Source organism: Pedococcus sp. NPDC057267 (genome assembly GCF_042668795.1).
Taxonomy (GTDB): Bacteria; Actinomycetota; Actinomycetes; order Actinomycetales; family Dermatophilaceae; genus Pedococcus.
Genome location: NZ_JBHUYG010000047.1, coordinates 1 through 21,066, shown reverse-complemented (window position 1 = coordinate 21,066; position 21,066 = coordinate 1). Strand labels below are relative to the sequence as shown.

Below are 21,066 nucleotides of genomic sequence, written 5' to 3'. Positions count from 1 at the left end.
CCGGCGCCCGTTAGGTCCGCGCTTCTTCGGTCAGGCGCTTCTTCGGTCAGGCGCTGGTTCGGTCAGGCGCTGGTCCGGTCAGACGCTGGTGAAGAGCACGGCGACGTTGTGGCCACCGAAGCCGAAGCTGTTGTTCAGCGCGGCGATGTCGCCCTCCGGCAGCTTGCGCGCCTCGCCGCGGACGACGTCGAGGTCGATCTGCGGGTCGAGGTCGTCGACGTTGATCGTGGCGGGTGCGACCCGGTGGTGGACCGCCAGGATCGTCAGGACGCCCTCGAGCGCGCCCGCCGCACCGAGCAGGTGGCCGGTCATCGACTTCGTGGCGCTCACCGGCATGCCGTCGGCGTCGGAGCCGAAGGCACGGCGGATGGCGTTGGACTCGGCCACGTCGCCGACCGGCGTGGAGGTGGCGTGGGCGTTGATGTGGACGACGTCCTTGGGGGTGAGCCCCGCAGACTGCACCGCCTCGCGCATCGCCCGGGACGCGCCGGCGCCCTCCGGCTCGGGGGCCGTGATGTGGTGGCTGTCGGAGGACATGCCGATCCCCGACAGCTCGGCGTAGATGGTGGCGCCACGGGCCTTGGCGGCCTCGTACTCCTCGAGCACGATGACGGCGGCACCTTCGCCGAGGACGAACCCGTCGCGGCCGGTGTCGTACGGGCGCGAGGCGCGCTCAGGCTCGTCGTTGCGGGTCGACAGCGCCTGCATGGCCGCGAACCCGGCGATGGGCAACGGGTGGACCGCGGCCTCCGTGCCGCCGGCGACCGCGATGTCGGCGCGGCCGCTGCGGATCATCTCCGCGGCATACCCCATGGCCTCCAGGCCCGAGGCGCACGCGGACACCGGCGTGTGGGCACCGGCGCGGGCGCCGAGGTCGAGCGAGACCGCCGCTGAGGAGGTGTTGGGCATGAGCATCGGGACCGACAGCGGGAAGACGCGGCGCGGGCCCTTCTCGCGCAGGGTGTCCCAGGCGTCGAGGAGGGTCCACACGCCGCCGATGCCGGTGCCGATGCACGCGGCCAGGCGCTCGGGCTCGACCTCGGGGGAGCCGGCGTCGGCCCAGGCCTCGCGCGCCGCGATGAGCGAGTACTGCGCGGACGGGTCGTTGCGCCGCACCTCGACCTTGGTGAGGACGTCGAGCGGCTGGGTGTGGATCGTGGCGGCGAAGTGCACCGGCAGCTCGTGCTTCTGCACCCACTCGAAGTCCATGGTCCGGGCGCCGGAGCGGCCCGCGAGGATGGCGTCCCAGGTCTCCGTGGCCGTGCCGCCGACCGGGGTGGTGGCTCCGATGCCCGTGACGACGACGCGTCGCTGTGCGGTCATGACTGGGGGTGCTCCTTCGTTCGCGTCGGGTGCGGTGCGGGGCGGCGGCCCACGCCGGGTCCGTGTCGTGGCACCAGTGTGCCGGGTGCCACGGCGGGGCCGCCGCTCCTGCGGGCTCAGCCCTGGTGCTTGGCGATGAACGAGACGGCGTCGCCGACCGTCTTGAGGTTCTTCACCTCGTCGTCGGGGATGCGGACGCCGAACTTCTCCTCGGCGTTGACGACGATCGTCATCATCGACAGGGAGTCGATGTCGAGGTCGTCGGTGAAGGACTTCTCCGGCTGCACCGACTCGGTGTCGAGACCGGTCTCCTCGTTCACGATCTCGGCCAGACCCTCGAGGATCTCCTGCTCGCTCTGCGCCATTGGCTTGCGCTCCTTATGTGTGTGTCGCTGCGTGTCGTGCATCGGTCGGTGGCCCGGTTTCCCGCGGGCCGGCGGGGGTCTCAGGGCAGGACGACGACCTGCGCCGCGTACACCAGGCCGGCGCCGAAGCCGATCTGGAGCGCGAGGCCGCCGTGGGGCGCCTCGCCCTCGCGCAGCATCCGCTCGGTCGCGAGCGGGATGGAGGCGGCCGAGGTGTTCGCGGTCTGCGCGATGTCGCGGGCGACGGGGATGTCGGCCGGCAGCTTGAGCTGCTTGATCATCGCGTCGATGATCCGCATGTTCGCCTGGTGGGGGATGAACGCGTCGAGGTCCTCGGCGCGCACACCCGCCGCGTCGAGCGCCTTCTGGGCGACGGGGGCCATGCCCCACACGGCCCAGCGGAAGACGGACTGCCCGGCCATGCCGATCGCGGGGGAGCCCACGCCGTCGTTCTGCTTGAGCTCGACCCAGGAGTCGCGCTGGCTGATGGTCCGCCACTGTGAGCCGTCCGAGCCCCAGACGGTCGGACCGATGGCCGGGGTGTCGGACGGGCCGACGATCGCGGCACCGGCGCCGTCGCCGAAGATGAAGGCGGTGCCGCGGTCGCGGGGGTCGGTGAAGTCCGAGAGCTTCTCGACACCGACCACGAGGACGTGCTGGGCCGAGCCACCGCGGACCATGTCGCTGGCGAGGCTGATGCCGTGGCAGTACCCCGCGCAGGCGGCGCTGATGTCGAAGGCGGCGCCACGGATCCCGAGCCGGTCGGCGAGGATCGGGGCGGCGGCCGGGGTCTGGTACGGGTGGGTCACCGTGGCGACGATGACCGCGTCGACCTGGGCCGCCTCGAGACCCGCGGCCTCGAGGGCCTGCCGGGTCGCGGCCTCGGACATGTCGACCACCGACTCCTCGGGGGCGGCGAACCGGCGCTCGATGATGCCCGAGCGCTCGCGGATCCACTCGTCGGAGGAGTCGATCAGGTCGACGATCTCGGAGTTGGGCACCACGCGCTCGGGGCGGTAGCCGCCGACGCCCATGATGCGCGCGTAGCGGGCACCCTCGGGTGCGGTGATGGTTCCGGTGGCCTTGGGGGCTGGGGTCGTCATGTCAGGCTTCCTGCGCATCGGTGGGGGAGGTCGGTGCGCCGGCGGGGTCGCCGCCGTGCTCGCGGACGAGGGTGCGGGCCGCCTCGAGGTCGTCGGGGCTCTTCACCCCCAGTGTGGCGACGCCGGGCATCCCGCGCTTGGCGAGGCCGACGAGGGTGCCGGCCGGGGCCAGCTCGAGGACGGCGGTGACGCCGAGGTCGACGAGGGTCTGCATGCAGCGGTCCCAGCGCACCGGGTTGCTCACCTGGGCGACGAGCCGCGCCAGCGCGTCCGCCCCGTCGCCGACCGCAGCGCCGTCGGCGTTGGACAGCAGCGTGACGCCGGGGTCGCTGACGTCGAAGTCCGCGCTGAGCTCGCGCAGCGCGTCGACGGCCGGCGCCATGTGCGAGGTGTGGAACGCGCCGGCGACCTGCAGCGGGATGACCCGCGCCTTGGTCGGCGGGTCGGCCGCCAGGGCCTGCAGCTGCTCGATCGTGCCGGCGGCCACGGTCTGGCCGGCGCCGTTGGCGTTGGCGGGGGTGAGGCCGTGGCGCTCGAGCACCGCCAGCACCTCGTCGGGGTCGCCACCCAGGACAGCGCTCATTCCGGTGGGGGTGACCGCGGACGCCGCGGCCATGCCGGCGCCGCGCTCGCGCACGAACACCATGGCGTCGTGGTCGCCCAGCACGCCGGCGAGGGCGGCGGCGGTGATCTCACCGACCGAGTGACCGGCCACGGCCGAGACCCCGGCTGCGGCCGGCCCCTGGGGGAGCAGCACGCTTGCGGTGGCCAGCCCGGCGGCCACGATCAGCGGCTGGGCGACGGCGGTGTCCTTGATGGTCTCGGCGTCCGAGGTCGTGCCGTGCGCGACGAGGTCGATGCCGGCCACGTCCGACAGCGACTCGAGCCGGGAGCGGAACTCCGGCAGCTCGAGCCACGGGGTGAGGAAGCCGGGGGTCTGGGAGCCCTGTCCGGGGCAGAGGATCGCGAGCACGGCCCCAGCCTTCCGAGTGGGTGGGGTCCGGGTCGTGACCGTTCGCGACGAACTTGGCGGGCATCGTTTGGAGGATTCCTCCAAATCACGCACCAGACGTCACCCGCGTGTGGCCCGTCTCACAACCCCAGCGGGCCGGCTGAGGCGCCCCAGGGCGAGGGCGATCCGCACCGTGTGGGCGTCGTGGGGTTCGGTCAGCTGGTACCCGGTGAGGTCCGCGATGCGCCCGAGCCGGTAGCGCACGGTGTTCGGGTGCACGAAGAGCAGCCGCGCCGTGCCCTCGAGGCCTCCGCCGGACTCGAGGTAGACCGACGCGGTCTCCAGCAGCACCCCGCCGGAGTGGGTCGTCAGGGGGTGCCAGATGCGGTCGAGCAGCATCGCCCGGGCCGGGGCGTCGCCGACGAGGACGCGCTCGGCGAGCAGGTCGTCCGCGGCCACGGGGCGGGGTGCCTCGGGCCACGCCTGGGCGCAGCTCTGCCCGGCGAGGGCTGCCCGTGCCGAGCGGCCGGCGGCGAACAGGTGCGGGACGGTCGGGCCCACGACGAGCGGCCCGTCGCCGAAGTGGTCGCCCACCTCGCGGGCCGCTGCGAGCGGGTCGTCCACGTTGCCGAAGATGCACACCAGCCGCCGGCCCTGGACCGCGGCGAGGGTGTCGACACCGACGCGTTCCGCCGCCCGGCGCAGGCCGTCCACGACCCCGGCAGGGCTGCCGTGCGGCGTGCTGCCCGCGACGACCGCCACCCGCGTGGTCGACCCCCAGCCGAGCGCCGCGGCCCGCGACTGCATCGAGTCGTCGGCCTCGCCGCGGAGCACGGCGTCGACGACCAGGCCCTCCAGCCGGGCGTCCCAGGCGCCGCGGGCCTCCGCGGCGTGCGCGTAGACCTCCGCCGCGGCGAACGCGATCTCACGCGAGTAGCGCAGGACCGCCTCGCGCAGGGCCTGCTCCTGCCCGGGTTCGGCGAGCGCGGTGGCGTCCTGCTCGACCACGTCGACCACCGAGCGGACCAGGTCGAGGGTGTGCCGCAGGGTGATGGACCGGGTGAGCTCGCGCGGGGCGGTGCCGAACACGTCCGCGGTGACCGGCGCCTGGTCGCCACCGTCGCGCAGCCAGGCGATGAACGCCGCGATGCCGGCCTGGGCGACCAGCCCGACCCAGGACCGGTCCTCCGCCGACAGGGCGCGGTACCAGTCGTGGGCCGCCTCCATCCGGCGGGTGGCCGCGCTCGACAGCTCCCCGGCCGAGCGCTCGACGCGCTGCACCGTGTCCGACGAGAAGCCCAGGTCCGCAGGCGGCATACCCGGGAGTCTATTTGTATGCCGCCCACAACGGCCGCTCGTCGGAGCGACGCCGCCGGATCAGGCGTGGTCGCGCCAGGAGTGCTGCGGCTCGTACCCGAGGACGCGCCGCGCCTTGTCGATGCACAGCAGCGTCTCGTGCTCGCCGAGCTCACGGCGCACCTCCACGTCGGGGTACACCTCGGCCATGAGCGAGGCGCTGGACCGGCTCATCACGGTGTCCGCGTTGGCGATCACGAACACGTCCGCGCCCGGCACGTCGTGCGCCAGGCCGCGCTCGACCGCCTGGGCACCGTCGCGGGCGTCGATGTAGCCCCACAGGTTCCAGCGCCGTGCCTGCGGGTCGGCGTCGAACGAGGGGAACTGCGCGTAGTCCTCGACCTCCATGACGTTGGAGAAGCGCAGGCCGACCGCCGCGAGCTCGGGGTCCCAGCGGCAGAAGTGCCTCGCCATCTCCTCCTCGAGCGCCTTGTTCAGCGAGTACGTGGACTCGGGCCGGGGCGCGTACTCCTCGTCGACCGGGGCGTACGGCGGCGGGGTGTCGAACGGCAGCCCGAGCACGGTCTCGCTCGAGGCCCAGACGACCTTGCGGATGCCCAGGGCGCGCGCCGCCGCGAAGACGTTGTAGGTGGCGGCGGAGTTGTTGGCGTAGGTCACCGCGTTGGAGTGCAGGCCCGGCTGCGGGACCGCCGCGAGGTGCACGACGGCGTCGGCAGGCCCGTCGTGCTCGTCCACGCTGCCGGACAGCGCCTCGACCACCTGCCCGTAGTCGGTGAGGTCGACCAGCATGAACTCGCCCTCGACCTGCCGCGGGTCCCGGCCACCGACGCGGTCGACGGCCAGCACGTCGAGTCCGAGGTCTCGCAGGTGGGCGACGACGGCACGGCCGAGCTTGCCGGTCGCCCCGGTGACGACGACGCGGCGGGGGAGCGAGGCGCTGGGGGAGGAAGTCATGCCCCCCATCCTCGCGGCCGGGTGCGCGACCCGCACCCGGCAGCCGTATGCCGCCCGCTCGAGGTGAGCGGGCGGCATACCGGTGGTGCGCTTCGGGGTTGGACGCGTCAGGCGTCGCCACCCGCGGTGCCGGAGGTGCCGGCGGTGACGTCCAGCAGGCGGTACCGCTGGGCCGCCTCGCGCGCCATGCTGGCGTCGACCTCGCCGCGCTGGACGAGCATCTGCAGCGCCCGCACCGCGACCGACGGGCCGTCGATGTGGAAGAAGCGGCGCGCGGCCGGGCGGGTGTCGGAGAAGCCGAACCCGTCGGCGCCCAGCGAGGCGTAGTCGCCCGGCACCCACTGGGCGATCTGGTCCTGCACCTGGCGCATGTAGTCGCTGACGGCCACGACCGGACCCGGCCGGTCCCGCAGCTTCTCGGTGACGTACGGCGTGCGGTTCTCGCCGTCGGGGTGCAGGAACCGCTGCTCGTCGCACGCCATGGCGTCGCGGCGCAGCTCGCTCCACGAGGTCACCGACCACACGTCGGCCACGACACCCCAGTCGTTGCGCAGCAGCTCCTGCGCCTCGAGCGCCCACGGCACGCCGACGCCGGAGGCGAGCAGCTGCACCCGCGGGGCGTCGTCCGGCAGGCCGTCCGCGATGCCCGGCGCGAAGAGGTACATGCCGCGCAGGATGCCCTCGCGGTCGACGTTCTCCGGCTCGGAGGGCTGGCTCATCGGCTCGTTGTAGACCGTCAGGTAGTAGATGACGTTCTCCGGGTCGTCGCCGTACATGCGGCGCAGCCCGTCCTCCATGATGTGCCCGATCTCGAACGCGAACGCCGGGTCGTAGGACACGACGGCCGGGTTGGTCGCGGCGAGGAGGGGGCTGTGGCCGTCGGCGTGCTGCAGGCCCTCACCCGTCAGGGTGGTGCGGCCGGCAGTGGCGCCGATGAGGAAGCCGCGGGTCATCTGGTCGGCGGCCGCCCAGATCGAGTCCGCGGTCCGCTGGAAGCCGAACATCGAGTAGAAGACGTAGATCGGCACCATGGGGATGCCGTGGGTGGCGTAGGACGTGCCCGCCGCCGTGAACGCCGCGACCGAGCCGGCCTCGTTGATGCCGAGGTGCAGGATCTGGCCCTGCGCCGACTCCTTGTAGGAGAGCATGAGCTCGGCGTCGACCGAGGTGTAGTTCTGCCCGTGCGGGTTGTAGATCTTGATCGTCGGGAAGAACGCGTCCATGCCGAACGTGCGCGCCTCGTCGGGGATGATCGGCACCACGTGCTTGCCGAACTCCTTGTCGCGCATGAGCTCCTTGAGCAGCCGGACGAACGCCATGGTCGTGGCGACCTGCTGCTTGCCGGTGCCCTTCTTCACCACCGCGTAGGACGAGTGGTCGGGCAGCTTGAGCGGCTCGTGCTCGACCCGGCGGGCGGGCAGCGGGCCGCCGAGCTTCTCGCGGCGCTCGCGCAGGTACTTGATGGTCGGGTCGTCCTGCCCCGGGTGGAAGTACGGGGGCAGGTACGGGTCCTTCTCGAGCACCTCGTCGGAGATCGGCAGCTTGAGGCTGTCGCGCAGGCCCTTGAGGTCGTCGAGGGTCAGCTTCTTCATCTGGTGCGTGGCGTTGCGGCCGGCGAAGTGCGAGCCGAGGCCGTAGCCCTTGATGGTCTTGGCGAGGATGACCGTCGGCTGGCCGTTGTGGTTCATCGCCGCCTGGTACGCCGCGTAGACCTTGCGGTAGTCGTGGCCGCCACGCTTGAGCTTCCACCACACGTCCTCGTCGGACCAGTCCTTGACCATGTCGCGGGTGCGCGGGTCGCGGCCGAAGAAGTGCTCGCGGACGTACTTGCCGTCGTTGGCGCGGAAGGTCTGGTAGTCGCCGTCGCTCGTGGTGTTCATCAGGTGGACGAGGGCGCCGTCGCGGTCCGCGGCGAGCAGCGGGTCCCAGCCACGGCCCCAGACGACCTTGATGACGTTCCAGCCGGCGCCGCGGAAGAACGCCTCGAGCTCCTGGATGATCTTGCCGTTGCCGCGCACCGGTCCGTCGAGCCGCTGCAGGTTGCAGTTGATGACGAACGTGAGGTTGTCGAGCTCCTCCTGCGCGGCGAGCTGCAGCAGGCCGCGCGACTCGGGCTCGTCCATCTCCCCGTCGCCGAGGAACGCCCAGACGTGCTGCTGGCTGGTGTCCTTGAGGCCGCGGTTGTGCAGGTACTTGTTGAACTGCGCCTGGTAGATCGCGTTCATCGGGCCGATGCCCATCGACACGGTCGGGAACTGCCAGAAGTCCGGCATGAGGCGCGGGTGCGGGTACGACGGCAGGGCGAGCGGCTGCCCGGCCACGATGTGGCTCTTCTCCTGGCGGAAGCCGTCGAGCTGGTCCTCGGACAGGCGGCCCTCGAGGTAGGCGCGGGCGTACATGCCGGGGGAGGCGTGGCCCTGGAAGAACACCTGGTCGCCGCCGCCGGGGTGGTCCGCCCCGCGCCAGAAGTGGTTGAAGCCCACCTCGTAGAGGGTCGCCGCGGAGGCGTACGTGGAGATGTGGCCGCCGACGGAGATGTCGGGGCGCTGGGCGCGGTGCACCATGACCGCGGCGTTCCAGCGCAGGTACGCGCGGTAGCGGCGCTCGACCTCCTCGTCACCGGGGAACCAGGGCTCCTGCTCCGGGGAGATCGTGTTGATGTAGTCGGTGGCGGTCAGCGACGGCACGCCGACCTGCTGCTCGCGGGCGCGCTCGAGCAGCTTGAGCATCACGTACCGGGCCCGGTTGCGCCCACCGGCGTCGATGACGCCGTCGAGCGAGTCGAGCCACTCCCGGGTCTCCTCGGGGTCGATGTCCGGGAGCTGGCTGGGGATGCCGTTGAGGATGGGTCCGGCTTCCTCGCGTGCGGCCACGGTCGTGAGTCCTTTCTCGCGCTGCGGCCGCGGGGGTGCCTGCGGCCCTGCGTCCATCTTCCACCCCGACGAGGCGCACGTCACAACCGGCCGTGCCTACTGACCGGTATGCGGAGCGGCTGGCGGCCGGCGTCCTCCCCGGTCAGAGGCCCAAGCGGTACCCGCCGGCGTAGACGGTCATGCGCGGCGGGCGGGTGAAGCCGACGAGCGTGAGGCCCGACTCGGTGGCGAGCTGCACCGCCAGCGACGACGGTGCCGACACCGCCACGAGCGCGGGGATGCCGGCCATGACGGCCTTCTGCACGAGCTCGAAGCTCGCCCGCCCGCTGACCACGAGGACGTGCCCGGCCAGCGGCAGCAGGCCCTCGCGACCCGCCCAGCCCACGACCTTGTCGACGGCGTTGTGCCGCCCGACGTCCTCGCGGACGACCAGGGGCTCGCCCCCGGTCGTGAAGATCCCCGCGGCGTGCAGGCCGCCCGTGCGGTCGAAGACCTTCTGCCGCTCGCGCAGCCGGTCGGGCAGGCCGGCCACCACGGCCGGCGACAGGCGCACCGGGTCGTCGGCCACGGCATACGGGCTCGTCGCGGTGATGGCGTCGACACTGGTCTTGCCGCACACCCCGCACGCGCTGGACTGGTAGCCGGAGCGGGCGGTGCGGTCGAGGTCCGGGACGACTCCGGCGGCGAGGGTCACGTCGACGACGTTGTAGGTGGGGGAGCCGGACTCGTCCTCGTCGAGGCAGTGCATGAGCTGCGCCACCTCCACGGCCTTGGTCACGACGCCCTCGGTCAGCAGGTTGCCGAGCGTCAGGTCGAAGTCGTCGCCCGGGGTGCGCATCGTGACCGTGACCGGGCGCCCGGCCACGCGGATCTCCAGCGGCTCCTCGACGGCGAGGCTGTCGGGGCGCGACGTGGTGCGCACTCCACCGTCCTCGAGGACCTCCACGCGCGTGCTCGGCGCCCGCTGCGTCACCCGTCCCATGCGACGACTGTATGCCGGGTGGCCGGGAGGGGCTCGGGACGCGACCCGCCGCGGATAGGTTGGGACCGTGAGCGACGAGCCGGCCGCCCCCGCCCCGGAACCCCTCGCAGTGAGGCTGCGCGAGGACGGCGCCGTGCCGTGGCAGCCGGTCTCGCCGCGGCTCGTGGTGGCGCGGGCGGTGCTGCTGCTCGCGGTCGCGGCCCTGCCGCTGGCGGGCGCCGTGGTCCTGGCCGCCCTCGTCACGCCGTGGGCCTGGCTCGCGGTGGCGGCGGTGCTTTGTGCCCTGGCCTGCGGGCTGTGGGTGGTGCGCCGGCAGGTCCCGGCGATCAGCTGGGCGGAGGGACCGGAGGAGCTCGTCATCCGCAGGGGGCGGCTCTTCCGCAGCCTGGTCAGCGTGCCCTACGGCCGGCTGCAGTTCGTCGACCTGCAGTCGGGACCGCTGCAGCGACGCCTCGGCCTGGCGACCATCGAGCTGCACACGGCCTCCCCGGCGAGCGGCGGGTCGATCCCCGGCCTGCCCACCGAGCTGGCGGAGGGACTGCGCGAGCGGCTGGCGGCGCGGGGCGAGTCGCAGCGGGCGGGCCTGTGACGCAGCCCGGTCCCGCCGAGGACGGCCCGCTTCCGGTCGGGGTGCCTGCGACGGTCCCGGACGTGGCCCGTGCCGGGGCCGACGAGGATGCCGGCTGGCAGCACCTGCACCCGCTGTCTCCCCTGCTGCGCGGCGGGATCGCGTCCGTCGCCGTGGTCGCGTACGTCCTGTCCCAGCAGCTCGACACGCTGTTCGGCGCCGACCGCGAGGACCCGACCGGGGGCCACCTGGGCTGGGCGGCGGTCGCGGTGCTCGTCGTCCTCGTGCTCATCGTGCTGGGGGCCTGGGTGTCGTGGCGGTTCTCGCGCTACCGGGTGGGCGGCACGCTGATCGAGCTGCGGACGGGCGTGCTGTTCCGCCAGCACCGGCAGGTCCGGTTCGACCGGATCCAGGCGGTCGACGTGGGGCGGCCCCTCCTCGCCCGCCTCGTCGGCCTGTCCGAGGTCGTCGTCCAGTCGGCCGGTGGCCGCGACGCCAACCTCAAGCTCGCGTTCCTGGGGGACCCGACGGCGCGGGCGGTGCGCGAGCGGCTCGTCGAGCTGGCCCGGCACAGCGACGAGGTGGCCACCACGACCGTCGTGGACATCGGGGTGGGTGAGCAGCCCGCGGCAGCAGGTGGTGAGGGGCTCCAGGCCTCCCCGGTCACCGAGGCCACCCGCGTCCTGACCGTGCCCAACGCCCGCATCGTGCAGTCGCTCCTCTACACCGGGCCCGCGCTGACCTTCCTGCTCGCGGTGCCCGCCCTGCTCACCTCGCTCGCCCTCGGTGCCGGCGGGATGGTCGCGTGGCTCGGCCCGACGACGCTCGGCATCGGCGGCTCGTTGCTCAAGCGGCTCACCCGCGAGGCGAACTTCGAGCTGCACCAGCAGGGCGACCGGCTCCGCGTCCGGCACGGCCTCACCGACCTCCGGACGACGACGGTGCCGCTCCACCGCGTCCAGGCGGTCGAGCTGCACCAGCCGCTGCCGTGGCGACCCCTGGGGTGGTGGCGCATCCGGGTCAACGTCGCGGGCGTGGGCGGCAGCCGCGAGGAGGACACCGAGACGGTCGTGCTCCCCGTCGGCACCCGGGCCGAGGCCCTCGGCGTCCTCGAGCTGCTGCGGCCCGGCATACCGGGAGACGTCGCGGTGGGCGCGCTGGAGGGCATCGGCGCCACGACGGGCTTCGTCACGGCGAGCCGCCGCGCGGCGAGGCTCGACCCGCTCGGCTGGCGCCGCCTGGGGTATGCCGCCCTGCCGGACTGCCTGGTGCTGCGCCGCGGTCGGCTGCACCGCACCGCACAGGTGGTCCCGCACGCACGGATCCAGTCGATGCGGGTCACCCAGGGCCCCCTGCAACGTCACCAGGGGGTGGCCACGGTGTCCCTGGTCTCGACCCCGGGACCGGTCCGCCCCGTCGTCGAGCACCTCGACGTCGAAGAGGCCCACCGGCTGCTCGACGAGCAGTCCGCCCGCTCGGGCGCGGCACGGCGGCTCGCGGTGCGGGCGGTCCCGTGACCAGCCACGACGCCGCCGGGGCGGTTGTCGGTGGGTTGGACCGCCCGTCCGGGGCAGTCCGACGGCTGGGAATCGGCGGCATCTTCGGCTGACTCGGTTGCATATCGGGTCCCGGCGCGGTGGACTGTCCCGCAACCGGTCCGCAGAGGGAAGTGGAGAAGGGTGTGAGCACGCCAGCTCGTCCGGCGCAACAGCCGTCGGTGGGCCGACTCGGCCTCACTGCGGGGCAGGTCGTGCAGGAGTTCGGCTACGACTCCGACGTCGACGACGACTTCCGGTTCGCCATCGAGGACCTCACGGGCACCGAGCTCGAGGACGAGGACTACGGCGACGTCGCCGACGCCGTGCTCATCTGGTGGCGCCGGGACGACGGCGACCTCGTCGACGCGGTCGTCGACGGCCTCACCAACCTCGCCGAGGGCGGGTCGATCATCGTCCTGACTCCCAAGGCCGGGCGGCCCGGTCACGTCGACGCGAGCGACCTCGAGGAGGCCGCGACGACGGCCGGCCTGCACACCTCCGGCGCGATCAACGCCTGCGAGGACTGGACCGCCACCCGGCTGGTCGCCCCCAAATCGGTGCGACGCTGAGTCCGCTGGCAGACTTCCTGCCATGACCGCACCCCTCGCCGTGGGCGACAGCGCCCCGGATTTCACGCTCAAGGACCAGAACGGCCAGGACGTCACGCTCTCGGAGTTCCGCGGGCAGAAGAACGTCGTCATCGTGTTCTACCCGTTCGCCTTCTCCGGTATCTGCACCGGCGAGCTGTGCGAGATCCGCGACAACCTCGGCGCGTTCGTCGGCGACGACGTCCAGGTGCTCGCGATCTCGTGCGACCACATGTTCAGCCAGCGCGCCTGGGCCGACAAGGAGGGCTACTTCTTCCCCCTGCTGTCGGACTACTGGCCGCACGGCGCCGTGGCCGAGTCGTTCGGTGTCCTCAACGAGAAGGCGGGCGCCGCGGTGCGCGGCACGTTCCTCGTCGACCGCGAGGGCGTCATCCGCTGGTCGCTGGTCAACGAGATCGGCGAGGCCCGCGACTTCTCCGGCTACCACGCCGCCCTGGCGGACCTCCGTTAGTCGCGGTCGCTGCTAGCCTCACCGCTGACCCGCAACGGGTCGGGGGCCTGTAGCTCAGCTGGCAGAGCGCCACGTTTACACCGTGGATGTCGTCGGTTCGACCCCGGCCGGGCCCACGTGCAGCTCACCCTCGCCGACGTCGTCGGCGTCCTCGAGGCCCTCTACCCGCCCGGGACCGCCCAGTCGTGGGACCGCGTCGGGCTCGTGGCCGGCGACCCGGCCCAGCCGGTCGCCCGGGTCCACTTCGCCGTCGACCCCACCATGGCGGTCATCGAGGAGGCCCGCGCGCTGGGCGCCGACCTCCTCGTGACGCACCACCCGCTGCTGCTGCGCGGGGTCCACAGCGTCGCCACGACCAGCGCCAAGGGCGCGAGCGTCACCGCGCTGGTCGTGCACGACATCGCTCTCTGGGTGGCCCACACCAACGCCGATGTGGCCGACCCCGGCGTGAACGACGCGCTGGCGCAGGCCTGCGGCCTCAGGGACCTCGGGCCGCTGACGGTGGTCGAGGGGCAGGGGCTCGGGCGGGTGGGCACGCTTCCCGAACCGCTGCGCCTCGCCGAGCTCGCCGAGCGCCTCCACGCCGCGCTGCCCCACGCGGCCGGGGGGATCCGGGTCGCCGGGCCGGCCGACGCCTCGGTGCGTCGCGTGGCCGTGATGGGCGGTGCGGGTGACGACCTGTTCGACGCGGTCCGGGCCAGCGGCGCCGACGTCTACGTCACCGCCGACCTGCGCCACCACCCCGCCCTGGAGGCCCGCGAGGAGGCACGCGGGGGCACTCCGTACCTCCTCGACGCCGGCCACTGGGCGACCGAGTCGCTGTGGCTGGCGGGGGCGGCGGAGCGCCTCGTCGCCGCGCTTGCCGACGCCGGGTGGCCGCCATCTACAGTGGACACCCACATCTCCACCCTGCGCACCGACCCGTGGGACTTCGTCGTCGGAGCCACCCCTGCGCCCGGCGCACCACCAGATCTCGGAGGCACGTCCTGAACGCCGACCCGTCCCGCCAGTGGCGACTGCTCGACCTGCAGGCGATCGACACCCGGCTCGACCAGATCGCCCACTCCCGCAAGACGCTCCCGCAGCTGGCCCAGGTGCGGGCCCTGGAGGAGAAGGCGGAGGCGCTCGACTCGCTCCTCGTCCGCGCGCGCACCGAGCTCGGTGACATCCAGCGCGAGGTGGCCAAGGCCGAGGCCGACGTCCAGCTCGTCCGCGACCGTGCGGCCCGCGACCAGGCGCGCCTGGACTCGGGGACCGGCTCGGCCAAGGACCTCACCGCGCTCCAGCACGAGCTCCAGTCGCTCGCCCGCCGCCAGTCCGAGCTCGAGGACGTCGAGCTCGAGGTGATGGAGCGGGCCGAGGACGCCCAGTCCGCCGTCACCCAGCTCGAGCAGCAGCAGGCGGTCCTGGCCGGCGAGCTCGAGCAGGCCGTGGCGGCCCGGGACGAGGCCCTGGCCGACCTCGAGCGGCAGGAGCGCGAGGTGGCCGCGCCGCGCGCCGACGTCGTCGCCGGAGTGGGCGCCGACCTGGTCGCCCTCTACGACAAGATCCGCGCCCAGAGCGGCGGCCTGGCGGCGGCGCCGCTGCGCCAGCGTCGCTGCGGTGGCTGCCAGCTCGAGCTCAACAACGTCGACATGAACCGCATCAAGGCGGCCCCTGCCGACGAGGTGCTGCGGTGCGAGGAGTGCCGGCGCATCCTCGTGCGCACCGCCGAGTCCGGCATCTGAGCGCCGTGGGTCGCGCGCTCGTCGTCGAGGCCGACGGCGGCTCCCGGGGCAACCCCGGGGTCGCGGGCTGGGGCGCCCTCGTCCGTGACGCCTCGACCGGTGCCGTCCTCTGGGAGGGCGCGGCACCGCTCGGCAAGGCGTCGAACAACGTCGCCGAGTACTCCGGCCTGATCGCCGGGCTCGGGGCGGCGCTGCGCATCGACCGGGGCGCCGACGTCGAGGTCCGGATGGACTCCAAGCTGGTCATCGAGCAGATGGCCGGGCGTTGGAAGATCAAGCACGAGGACATGCGCCGCCTGGCCCTGCAGGCCCGCGACCTCTGTGCCGAGCTCAGCCGCGGCGGTGGGTCCGTCTCGTTCTCCTGGATGCCGCGCGAGCGGAACAAGGCCGCGGACGCCCTCTCGAACGACGGCATGGACGGCCGGACCATCGACCGCATGCTGCACGCGGGGGACAGCCCCGACTCCCACCAGGTCGTCGAGGAGCTGGTCGAGGAGGTCGTCGACCCGGAGCCGGCAACCGCACCGCCCCACGGCGGCGACGTGACGCGGGTGGTGCTCGTGCGCCACGGGTTCACCGACTTCACGGCCCAGGCTCGCCTGGACGGACGCGGCGGCAGCGACCCCTCGCTCAACGAGACCGGCCGCAGCCAGGCGGCGCGCGCCGCTCGCGCCGTCGCACACCTCCTGGCCGGCGCCCCCGCCCGCGTCGTGACGTCCTCGCTGGCGCGCGCGGTCCAGACCGGAGCCGCGGTCGCCGAGGCGCTGGGCGTCGCCCCCGAGGTGGACGACGACTGGGACGAGCAGGACTTCGGCGACTGGGACGGCGCCAGCGTGCACGACCTGGCCCGCGACGCGGCGGACGACCTGGCCGCGCTCCGCGTCGACCCGGCATACGCACGCCCTGGCGGGGAGTCCCACGAGCAGCTCGAGGTCCGGGTCCTGGCCGCGTTCCGGCGCGTCGTCGACGCGGGCGGCACCACCGTCGTGGTGTGCCACCGCAAGCCGATCATGGTGGTGCTCGCGGAGGTGCTCGGCATCCCGCACGACAAGGTGTGGCGGCTGGCGGCGGCGCCGGGATCGCTCACCGCGCTCGAGGTGTGGCCGGACGGCACGGTCTCGGTGGCCTTCACCAACCGGACGTAGCACGTCCCCGCGCCCCTGGACGCCCACCCGGTCGGCGTCCAGCACGTGACCCGCGCGTCTCGGCATGTGGCGGGTTCTCCTAGGCTGGGAGCATGAGCTACGCCGGAGACGTCACCCCCCGGGACGCGTATGCCGCACTGGCGGCGGACGAGGACGCCGTCCTCGTCGACGTCCGCACCACCGCCGAGTGGAGCTACGTCGGGCTGCCCGACCTGAGCCCGATCGGCAAGCGGGTCGTGTGCGTGGAGTGGCAGCGGTTCCCCGACGGCGCGGTGAACGGTGACTTCGTCGACCAGCTGCAGGACGCAGGCCTCCCGGACGGTGCGCCGCTGTACTTCCTGTGCCGTTCCGGGGTCCGCTCGGTCGCGGCGGCGAAGGCGGCGACCGAGGCCGGGCTGGGTCCGGCGTACAACATCCTCGAAGGCTTCGAGGGACCGCCGGACGAGCACGGGCACCGCGCCGTGTCGGGGTGGAAGAACTCCGAGCTGCCCTGGCGGCAGGCATGAGCGGGCAGCCCGTGGACGGAAACGGGTTCCGGCCCGACACCATCGCGGTGCGAGGAGGGCTGGCCCGCAGCAACTTCGACGAGACCGCGGAGGCGCTGTTCCTCACCTCGGGCTTCGTGTACCAGAGCGCCGAGCAGGCCGAGGCGGCGTTCAAGGACGAGGTCGAGCACTTCATCTACAGCCGCTACGGCAACCCGACGGTCGCGATGTTCGAACAGCGGCTGGCCCAGCTCGAGGGTGCACCGGCGTGCTTCGCGACGGCGTCCGGCATGTCCGCGGTCTTCGTCGCGCTGGCCGCGCTGCTCGGCAAGGGCGACCGCGTCGTCGCCTCGCGCGGCCTGTTCGGGTCGTGCTTCGTCATCCTGGACGAGATCCTGCCGCGCTGGGGCGTCGAGACGGTGTTCGTCGACGGCCCCGACCTCGAGCAGTGGCGCGAGGCGCTGTCGGTGCCCACGCAGGCGGTGTTCTTCGAGACGCCGAGCAACCCGATGCAGGAGCTCGTCGACATGCGAGCGGTGTCCGACCTGGCCCACGCGGCCGGGGCGCAGGTCGTCGTCGACAACGTCTTCGGCACGCCGGTCTTCTCCAAGCCGCTCGAGCACGGCGCCGACGTCGTCGTGTACTCGGCGACCAAGCACATCGACGGGCAGGGCCGCACGCTCGGCGGGGCGGTCCTCGGCAGCACCGAGTTCGTCGACGGACCGGTGAAGAACCTCATGCGCCACACGGGCCCGGCGATGTCGCCGTTCAACGCCTGGGTGCTGCTCAAGGGCCTGGAGACGCTCAGGCTGCGCGTCGAGAAGCAGGCCTCGAACGCGCTCACCGTGGCCCGGGCCCTGGAGGCCCACCGGCGGGTGACCGGGGTGCTCTACCCGTGGCTGGAGTCACACCCCCAGCACGAGCTCGCCCGGCGGCAGATGCTCGGTGGCGGCACGGTCGTGACGTTCCAGCTCGACGGCGGCAAGGACGAGGCGTTCGCCCTGATGAACGCCCTGCGCATCGTCGACATCAGCAACAACCTCGGCGACGCCAAGTCGATGGTCACGCACCCGGCCACGACCACCCACCGGCGGCTGGCGCCCGAGGCGCGGGCCGCGGTGGGCATCACGGACGGCACGGTACGCATCTCGGTCGGCCTGGAGGACCCGCAGGACCTCGTCGAGGACCTCACGGCCGCGCTGGACGCCCTCGGCTGACGCGCCTGCGTCCTCGTCAGCGGACGAGGACGAGGGCCCCGAGGGCGAGGCCGCCGGACAGGACGGCGCACGCCAGGCCCTGGACGGCGAGCCTGCCCGCGTTGATCCGGACCCCGCGCGCCCGGCACCGCTGGGCCCACAGCAGCGTCGCCAGCGAGGCCCAGGGCGTGACGAGCGGCCCGACGTTGACGCCGACGAGCAGCGCCATCAGCCGGGTCGGGTGGTCGGCCGTGACCGCCTCGAGCGCCGCGTAGGCCGGCAGGTTGTTGACCACGTTGGCCCCGGCCGCACCGACGGCGCCGACCCGCAGCAGGGCTCCGTCGCCGGTACCGCTGCCCGCGACGTCCCGCAGCACCGAGCGCAGGCCGTGGCCGAGGGCCACGTCGACCACGACGAACAGCACCGCCACCCCGACGGCCATCTGCCACGGGACGCTGAGGTGGCGCAGCGTCGCCGGGGAGCGGAAGGCCACGGCGACCAGCAGCACCAGCGCGGCCCCGCTCGACACCCACGCGGGTGAGAGCCCCACGGCGAAGAGCGGCCCGATGGCCAGGCAGACCGCGGCCGAGATGCGCAGCAGGACCGTGTCGTGCGGCTCGGCAGGCGCCTCCAGGTCGTACCGGCCGGACAGGTCGCGGCGGTGCAGCAGCCACAGCACGACGACCGTCCCCACGACGGCGGCGGCTGCGGGGGCGGCAGCGAGGCGGACGTAGTCGCCGTGGCTCTTCCCGAGCTCCTCGAACCGGTGCAGCGCCAGCAGGTTCGTCAGGTTCGAGACCGGCAGCAGCATCGACGCGGTGTTGGCGAGCCACAGCGTGGTGAGGGCGAACGGCACCGGTGACACCCCCAGCTGGGCGGCCACGGCGAGCCCCACGGGGGTCAGCAGGACGGCTGTCGTGTCCAGCGACAGCACGACGGTGCAGACGACGGCGAGGACCACGAACAGCAGCCAGAGCACGAGCGTCCGGTGCCGGCCCGCGCGCGCGGTCCAGTGGCCTGCGACGTCGAACACGCCTGCGGTGTCGGCGATCTCGGCCACGACCGTGATGGCGACGAAGAAGACGAGGACCGGGCCGATTCGGGCGGCGAGGTCGGCGAGGTCGGTGCTCACGGGGCCGTCGCCTCGAGCACCCACGGGCGGCCGGAGCCGGAAGGCTCGTGCAGCCGCACGTCGAACCGGTCGGCCAGCACGTCGGGCAGGGCCGTCACCCGCCTGGGGTCCGCCCCCGCCTCGCACAGCGCGCGGGCGACGAGTCCGCGGGTGTGCTTGGCCATGTGGGTCGCCCCCGGGACCTTGACCTGCACCCAGCGCTCGGCGAGCGCGCCCGTGGGCGTCCACGCGGCGGCATACGTGCTCGAGCGGCAGTCGACGACGAGCCCGCGGCCGGCTGCCTCGGTGAGGGGACCAGCGAGCACGGGCTTCCAGACGGAGGCGAGCGGGCCGAGCCCGGGGAGGTTGACGGCCATCGAGAGCCGGTACGGCGCAACGGAGTCCGTCGGGCGGACCGCACCGTAGAGCGCGGACACGACGACCAGCCGGCGGTTGGCGCGTCGGCGGGCGGCGGGGTCGAGGGTGGCGTACGCGAGCGCGTCGTAGAGCACGCCGCTGTAGACCCGCGAGGCGGGCAGCGCCGGCGCGGTGTGCAGGACGAGGTTGCGGGCGATGTCCTCGGTGAGGTTCGGGCTCACGCCCAGGGCCGCGGCGGCGTCGGGGCGGCCGCTGACGTCGGCGAGGGCCTCGGCGACGGCCTTGCGGGTGTCGGTGAGACCGGGGAAGGAGAGCCGTTCGTGGTCCACCGCGTTGCCGCGGGTGCGGCCGGTCTTGGACTCCGACGGGGGGAGCAGGATCAGCACTCGCGACAGCCTAGGTGCGGCTGCACGACGCCGCTCGACCGGTCCACCGACCGGTGGGGAGCGCGCCCGGTGGCTACGTTGGGCCCATGCCCCTGCGCAGGATCACGGTCCAGGCCCCCGAGCACCCCACGGACACCCAGGTCCCGGCGACCGCAGCGCTCCAGCAGCGCTTCGCCGCCATCCGGGCGGAGAACGGCGTGCCCGAGTCCTTCCCGCCCGCGGTGCTCGCCGAGGCCGAGCGCGCGGCGTCAGCGCCGACCCTTCCGGACCGGGACGAGACGGACGTGCCGTACCTGACCATCGACCCCACGGGCTCGATGGACCTCGACCAGGCGATGCACCTCGAGCGCGACGGCGACGGCTTCCGGGTGCGGTACGCCATCGCCGACGTCCCCGCGTTCGTCGCCGCCGGGGGAGCCGTCGACACGGAGGCGCGGCGTCGCGGACAGACCGTGTACGCGCCCGACGAGCGGACGCCCCTGCACCCGCCGGTGCTCAGCGAGTCCGCGGCCAGCCTGCTGCCGGGCCAGGTGCGTCCTGCGTTCGTGTGGGACCTGCGGCTCGACGCGGTGGGGGAGTGCACGGCGGTGGAGGTGCGCCGTGCCCTGGTGCGCAGCACCGACCGGCTCGACTACGCGGGCGTGCAGGCCGCGCTCGACGACGGCTCGGCCGACGAGCGGCTGCAGCTGCTCAACGAGGTCGGGCTGCTGCGCATCGAGCTGGAGCGCAAGCGTGGCGGGGCCAGCCTGCCCATGCCCGAGCAGGAGGTCAGGGAGGACGAGCAGGGCCACTTCCGGCTCGGGTTCCGTCCGCCGCTGGAGGTCGAGGACTGGAACGCACAGATCTCGCTCATGACCGGCATGGCCGGGGCCGAGCTGATGCTGGGGGCGAAGGTCGGGATCCTGCGGACGATGCCGGCACCGGACGAGCGGGCGGTGCGGCGCTTCCGCCACGCCGCGCGGGCGCTCGGCGTCGAGTGGCAGGAGGGGACGGCGTACGGGGAGTTCCTGCGCACGCTGGACCGCGACAACCCCAGGCACCTGGCCCTCATCCACGAGGCGACGGCGCTGTTCCGCGGCGCGGGCTACACGCCGTTCGACGGTGAGACTCCGGCCGAGACCGAGCACGCGGCGGTGGCCGCGGCATACGCCCACGTCACGGCGCCCCTGCGCCGGCTGGTGGACCGGTTCGGGCTCGTGGTGTGCGAGGCGGTCTCGCAGGGCCGGGAGGTGCCGGGCTGGGTGCGCGACGCGCTGCCCGGGCTGCCGGAGGTGATGGCCGCGAGCGACAAGGTGGCCGCCGGTGTGGAGCGGTCGTGCGCCGACGCGGTCGAGGCGGCGGCCCTGGCCGACCGGGTCGGGCAGGAGTTCCGGGCCATGGTGGTCGACGAGCGCGACAACGGGCACGTGCAGATCCAGATCGACGAGCCGGCGGTGCTCGGCCGCGCGTCCGGGACGGCCGAGCTAGGGACCTGGGTCACCGTGCGGCTCGTCGAGGCCACCGTCGCGACCGGCGTGACCCGGTTCGAGGTCGTCGCCCCCGCCTGACCCCGCGCCTTCCTTCCGCCACACGGCAGTTGCTGGCACGAAACGGCAGTTCTGGAC

The 21,066-nt window shown here is 73.5% G+C and carries 20 protein-coding genes and 1 tRNA gene; 11 read left to right on the top strand and 10 right to left on the bottom strand.

Annotated elements, in window-relative coordinates; all coding sequences use genetic code 11:
• Positions 1 to 78: 78 nt before the first annotated feature.
• The 8 genes from fabF to fdhD all read right to left on the bottom strand — a co-directional run bounded on the left by fabF (position 79) and on the right by fdhD (position 9,869).
• Complete coding sequence (fabF, locus tag ACFUC1_RS11630) at positions 79 to 1,323, bottom strand: beta-ketoacyl-ACP synthase II (RefSeq protein ID WP_379119832.1); 1,245 nt, start codon at positions 1,321 to 1,323, stop codon at positions 79 to 81.
• Between the two features lie 116 nt (positions 1,324 to 1,439).
• Positions 1,440 to 1,688 carry an acyl carrier protein gene (locus ACFUC1_RS11625; RefSeq protein ID WP_379119830.1) on the bottom strand — a complete coding sequence of 83 codons (249 nt, stop codon included), beginning with the start codon at positions 1,686 to 1,688 and terminating at the stop codon, positions 1,440 to 1,442.
• 80 nt (positions 1,689 to 1,768) lie between these two features.
• The gene (locus ACFUC1_RS11620) at positions 1,769 to 2,791 is read right to left on the bottom strand and encodes a beta-ketoacyl-ACP synthase III (protein ID WP_310157931.1); all 1,023 of its coding nucleotides are present in this window, start codon (positions 2,789 to 2,791) and stop codon (positions 1,769 to 1,771) included.
• Position 2,792: 1 nt separating this feature from the next.
• Positions 2,793 to 3,764 (bottom strand): ACP S-malonyltransferase, encoded by a 972-nt coding sequence (locus tag ACFUC1_RS11615; RefSeq protein WP_379119828.1) that lies wholly within the window; start codon positions 3,762 to 3,764, stop codon positions 2,793 to 2,795.
• Between the two features lie 99 nt (positions 3,765 to 3,863).
• Positions 3,864 to 5,060 carry a PucR family transcriptional regulator gene (locus tag ACFUC1_RS11610; protein WP_379119826.1) on the bottom strand — a complete coding sequence of 399 codons (1,197 nt, stop codon included), beginning with the start codon at positions 5,058 to 5,060 and terminating at the stop codon, positions 3,864 to 3,866.
• 60 nt (positions 5,061 to 5,120) lie between these two features.
• Entirely contained in the window at positions 5,121 to 6,014 is an 894-nt protein-coding gene (locus ACFUC1_RS11605) for an NAD-dependent epimerase/dehydratase family protein (RefSeq protein WP_379119824.1), read from the bottom strand.
• A gap of 107 nt (positions 6,015 to 6,121) precedes the next feature.
• The gene (gene aceE, locus ACFUC1_RS11600; protein ID WP_379119822.1) at positions 6,122 to 8,887 is read right to left on the bottom strand and encodes a pyruvate dehydrogenase (acetyl-transferring), homodimeric type; all 2,766 of its coding nucleotides are present in this window, start codon (positions 8,885 to 8,887) and stop codon (positions 6,122 to 6,124) included.
• Between the two features lie 142 nt (positions 8,888 to 9,029).
• Positions 9,030 to 9,869 (bottom strand): formate dehydrogenase accessory sulfurtransferase FdhD, encoded by an 840-nt coding sequence (gene fdhD, locus ACFUC1_RS11595; protein ID WP_379119820.1) that lies wholly within the window; start codon positions 9,867 to 9,869, stop codon positions 9,030 to 9,032.
• Between the two features lie 67 nt (positions 9,870 to 9,936).
• Between fdhD and ACFUC1_RS11590 the strand changes: the two genes are divergently transcribed.
• The 10 genes from ACFUC1_RS11590 (at position 9,937) to ACFUC1_RS11545 (ending at position 17,608) form a co-directional block, all read left to right on the top strand.
• Complete coding sequence (locus ACFUC1_RS11590) at positions 9,937 to 10,458, top strand: PH domain-containing protein (protein ID WP_379119818.1); 522 nt, start codon at positions 9,937 to 9,939, stop codon at positions 10,456 to 10,458.
• A gap of 62 nt (positions 10,459 to 10,520) precedes the next feature.
• Positions 10,521 to 11,954, top strand: a complete 1,434-nt coding sequence (locus tag ACFUC1_RS11585; protein WP_379119816.1) for a PH domain-containing protein — start codon at positions 10,521 to 10,523, stop codon at positions 11,952 to 11,954.
• 164 nt (positions 11,955 to 12,118) lie between these two features.
• Positions 12,119 to 12,544: a DUF3052 domain-containing protein gene (locus ACFUC1_RS11580; RefSeq protein ID WP_379119814.1), complete on the top strand. Its 426-nt coding sequence runs from the start codon at positions 12,119 to 12,121 to the stop codon at positions 12,542 to 12,544.
• A gap of 22 nt (positions 12,545 to 12,566) precedes the next feature.
• A complete protein-coding gene (locus tag ACFUC1_RS11575; RefSeq protein ID WP_379119812.1) occupies positions 12,567 to 13,034 on the top strand; it encodes a peroxiredoxin in 468 nt (155 codons plus the stop codon).
• A gap of 43 nt (positions 13,035 to 13,077) precedes the next feature.
• A tRNA-Val gene (locus ACFUC1_RS11570) sits at positions 13,078 to 13,150 on the top strand.
• 1 nt (position 13,151) lies between these two features.
• Positions 13,152 to 14,024 (top strand): Nif3-like dinuclear metal center hexameric protein, encoded by an 873-nt coding sequence (locus tag ACFUC1_RS11565; protein WP_379119810.1) that lies wholly within the window; start codon positions 13,152 to 13,154, stop codon positions 14,022 to 14,024.
• On the top strand, positions 13,958 to 14,761 hold the full coding sequence (locus ACFUC1_RS11560; protein ID WP_379119808.1) for a zinc ribbon domain-containing protein: 804 nt from the start codon (positions 13,958 to 13,960) through the stop codon (positions 14,759 to 14,761). Before ACFUC1_RS11565 ends, ACFUC1_RS11560 begins: the two co-directional genes overlap by 67 nt.
• A 5-nt stretch (positions 14,762 to 14,766) precedes the next feature.
• Positions 14,767 to 15,906: a bifunctional RNase H/acid phosphatase gene (locus ACFUC1_RS11555; protein WP_379119806.1), complete on the top strand. Its 1,140-nt coding sequence runs from the start codon at positions 14,767 to 14,769 to the stop codon at positions 15,904 to 15,906.
• Between the two features lie 92 nt (positions 15,907 to 15,998).
• Entirely contained in the window at positions 15,999 to 16,412 is a 414-nt protein-coding gene (locus ACFUC1_RS11550; RefSeq protein WP_379119804.1) for a rhodanese-like domain-containing protein, read from the top strand.
• Positions 16,409 to 17,608 carry an O-succinylhomoserine sulfhydrylase gene (locus ACFUC1_RS11545; RefSeq protein WP_379119802.1) on the top strand — a complete coding sequence of 400 codons (1,200 nt, stop codon included), beginning with the start codon at positions 16,409 to 16,411 and terminating at the stop codon, positions 17,606 to 17,608. Before ACFUC1_RS11550 ends, ACFUC1_RS11545 begins: the two co-directional genes overlap by 4 nt.
• 16 nt (positions 17,609 to 17,624) lie before the next feature.
• On the opposite strand, the gene ACFUC1_RS11540 is transcribed toward ACFUC1_RS11545, so the two are convergent.
• Together ACFUC1_RS11540 and ACFUC1_RS11535 are read right to left on the bottom strand one after the other, a co-directional pair.
• Positions 17,625 to 18,719 (bottom strand): SLC13 family permease, encoded by a 1,095-nt coding sequence (locus ACFUC1_RS11540; RefSeq protein WP_379119800.1) that lies wholly within the window; start codon positions 18,717 to 18,719, stop codon positions 17,625 to 17,627.
• Positions 18,716 to 19,462 (bottom strand): YaaA family protein, encoded by a 747-nt coding sequence (locus ACFUC1_RS11535; protein WP_379119798.1) that lies wholly within the window; start codon positions 19,460 to 19,462, stop codon positions 18,716 to 18,718. Before ACFUC1_RS11535 ends, ACFUC1_RS11540 begins: the two co-directional genes overlap by 4 nt.
• 86 nt (positions 19,463 to 19,548) lie before the next feature.
• Between ACFUC1_RS11535 and ACFUC1_RS11530 the strand changes: the two genes are divergently transcribed.
• Complete coding sequence (locus ACFUC1_RS11530; RefSeq protein ID WP_379119796.1) at positions 19,549 to 21,009, top strand: RNB domain-containing ribonuclease; 1,461 nt, start codon at positions 19,549 to 19,551, stop codon at positions 21,007 to 21,009.
• Positions 21,010 to 21,066 lie beyond the last annotated feature (57 nt).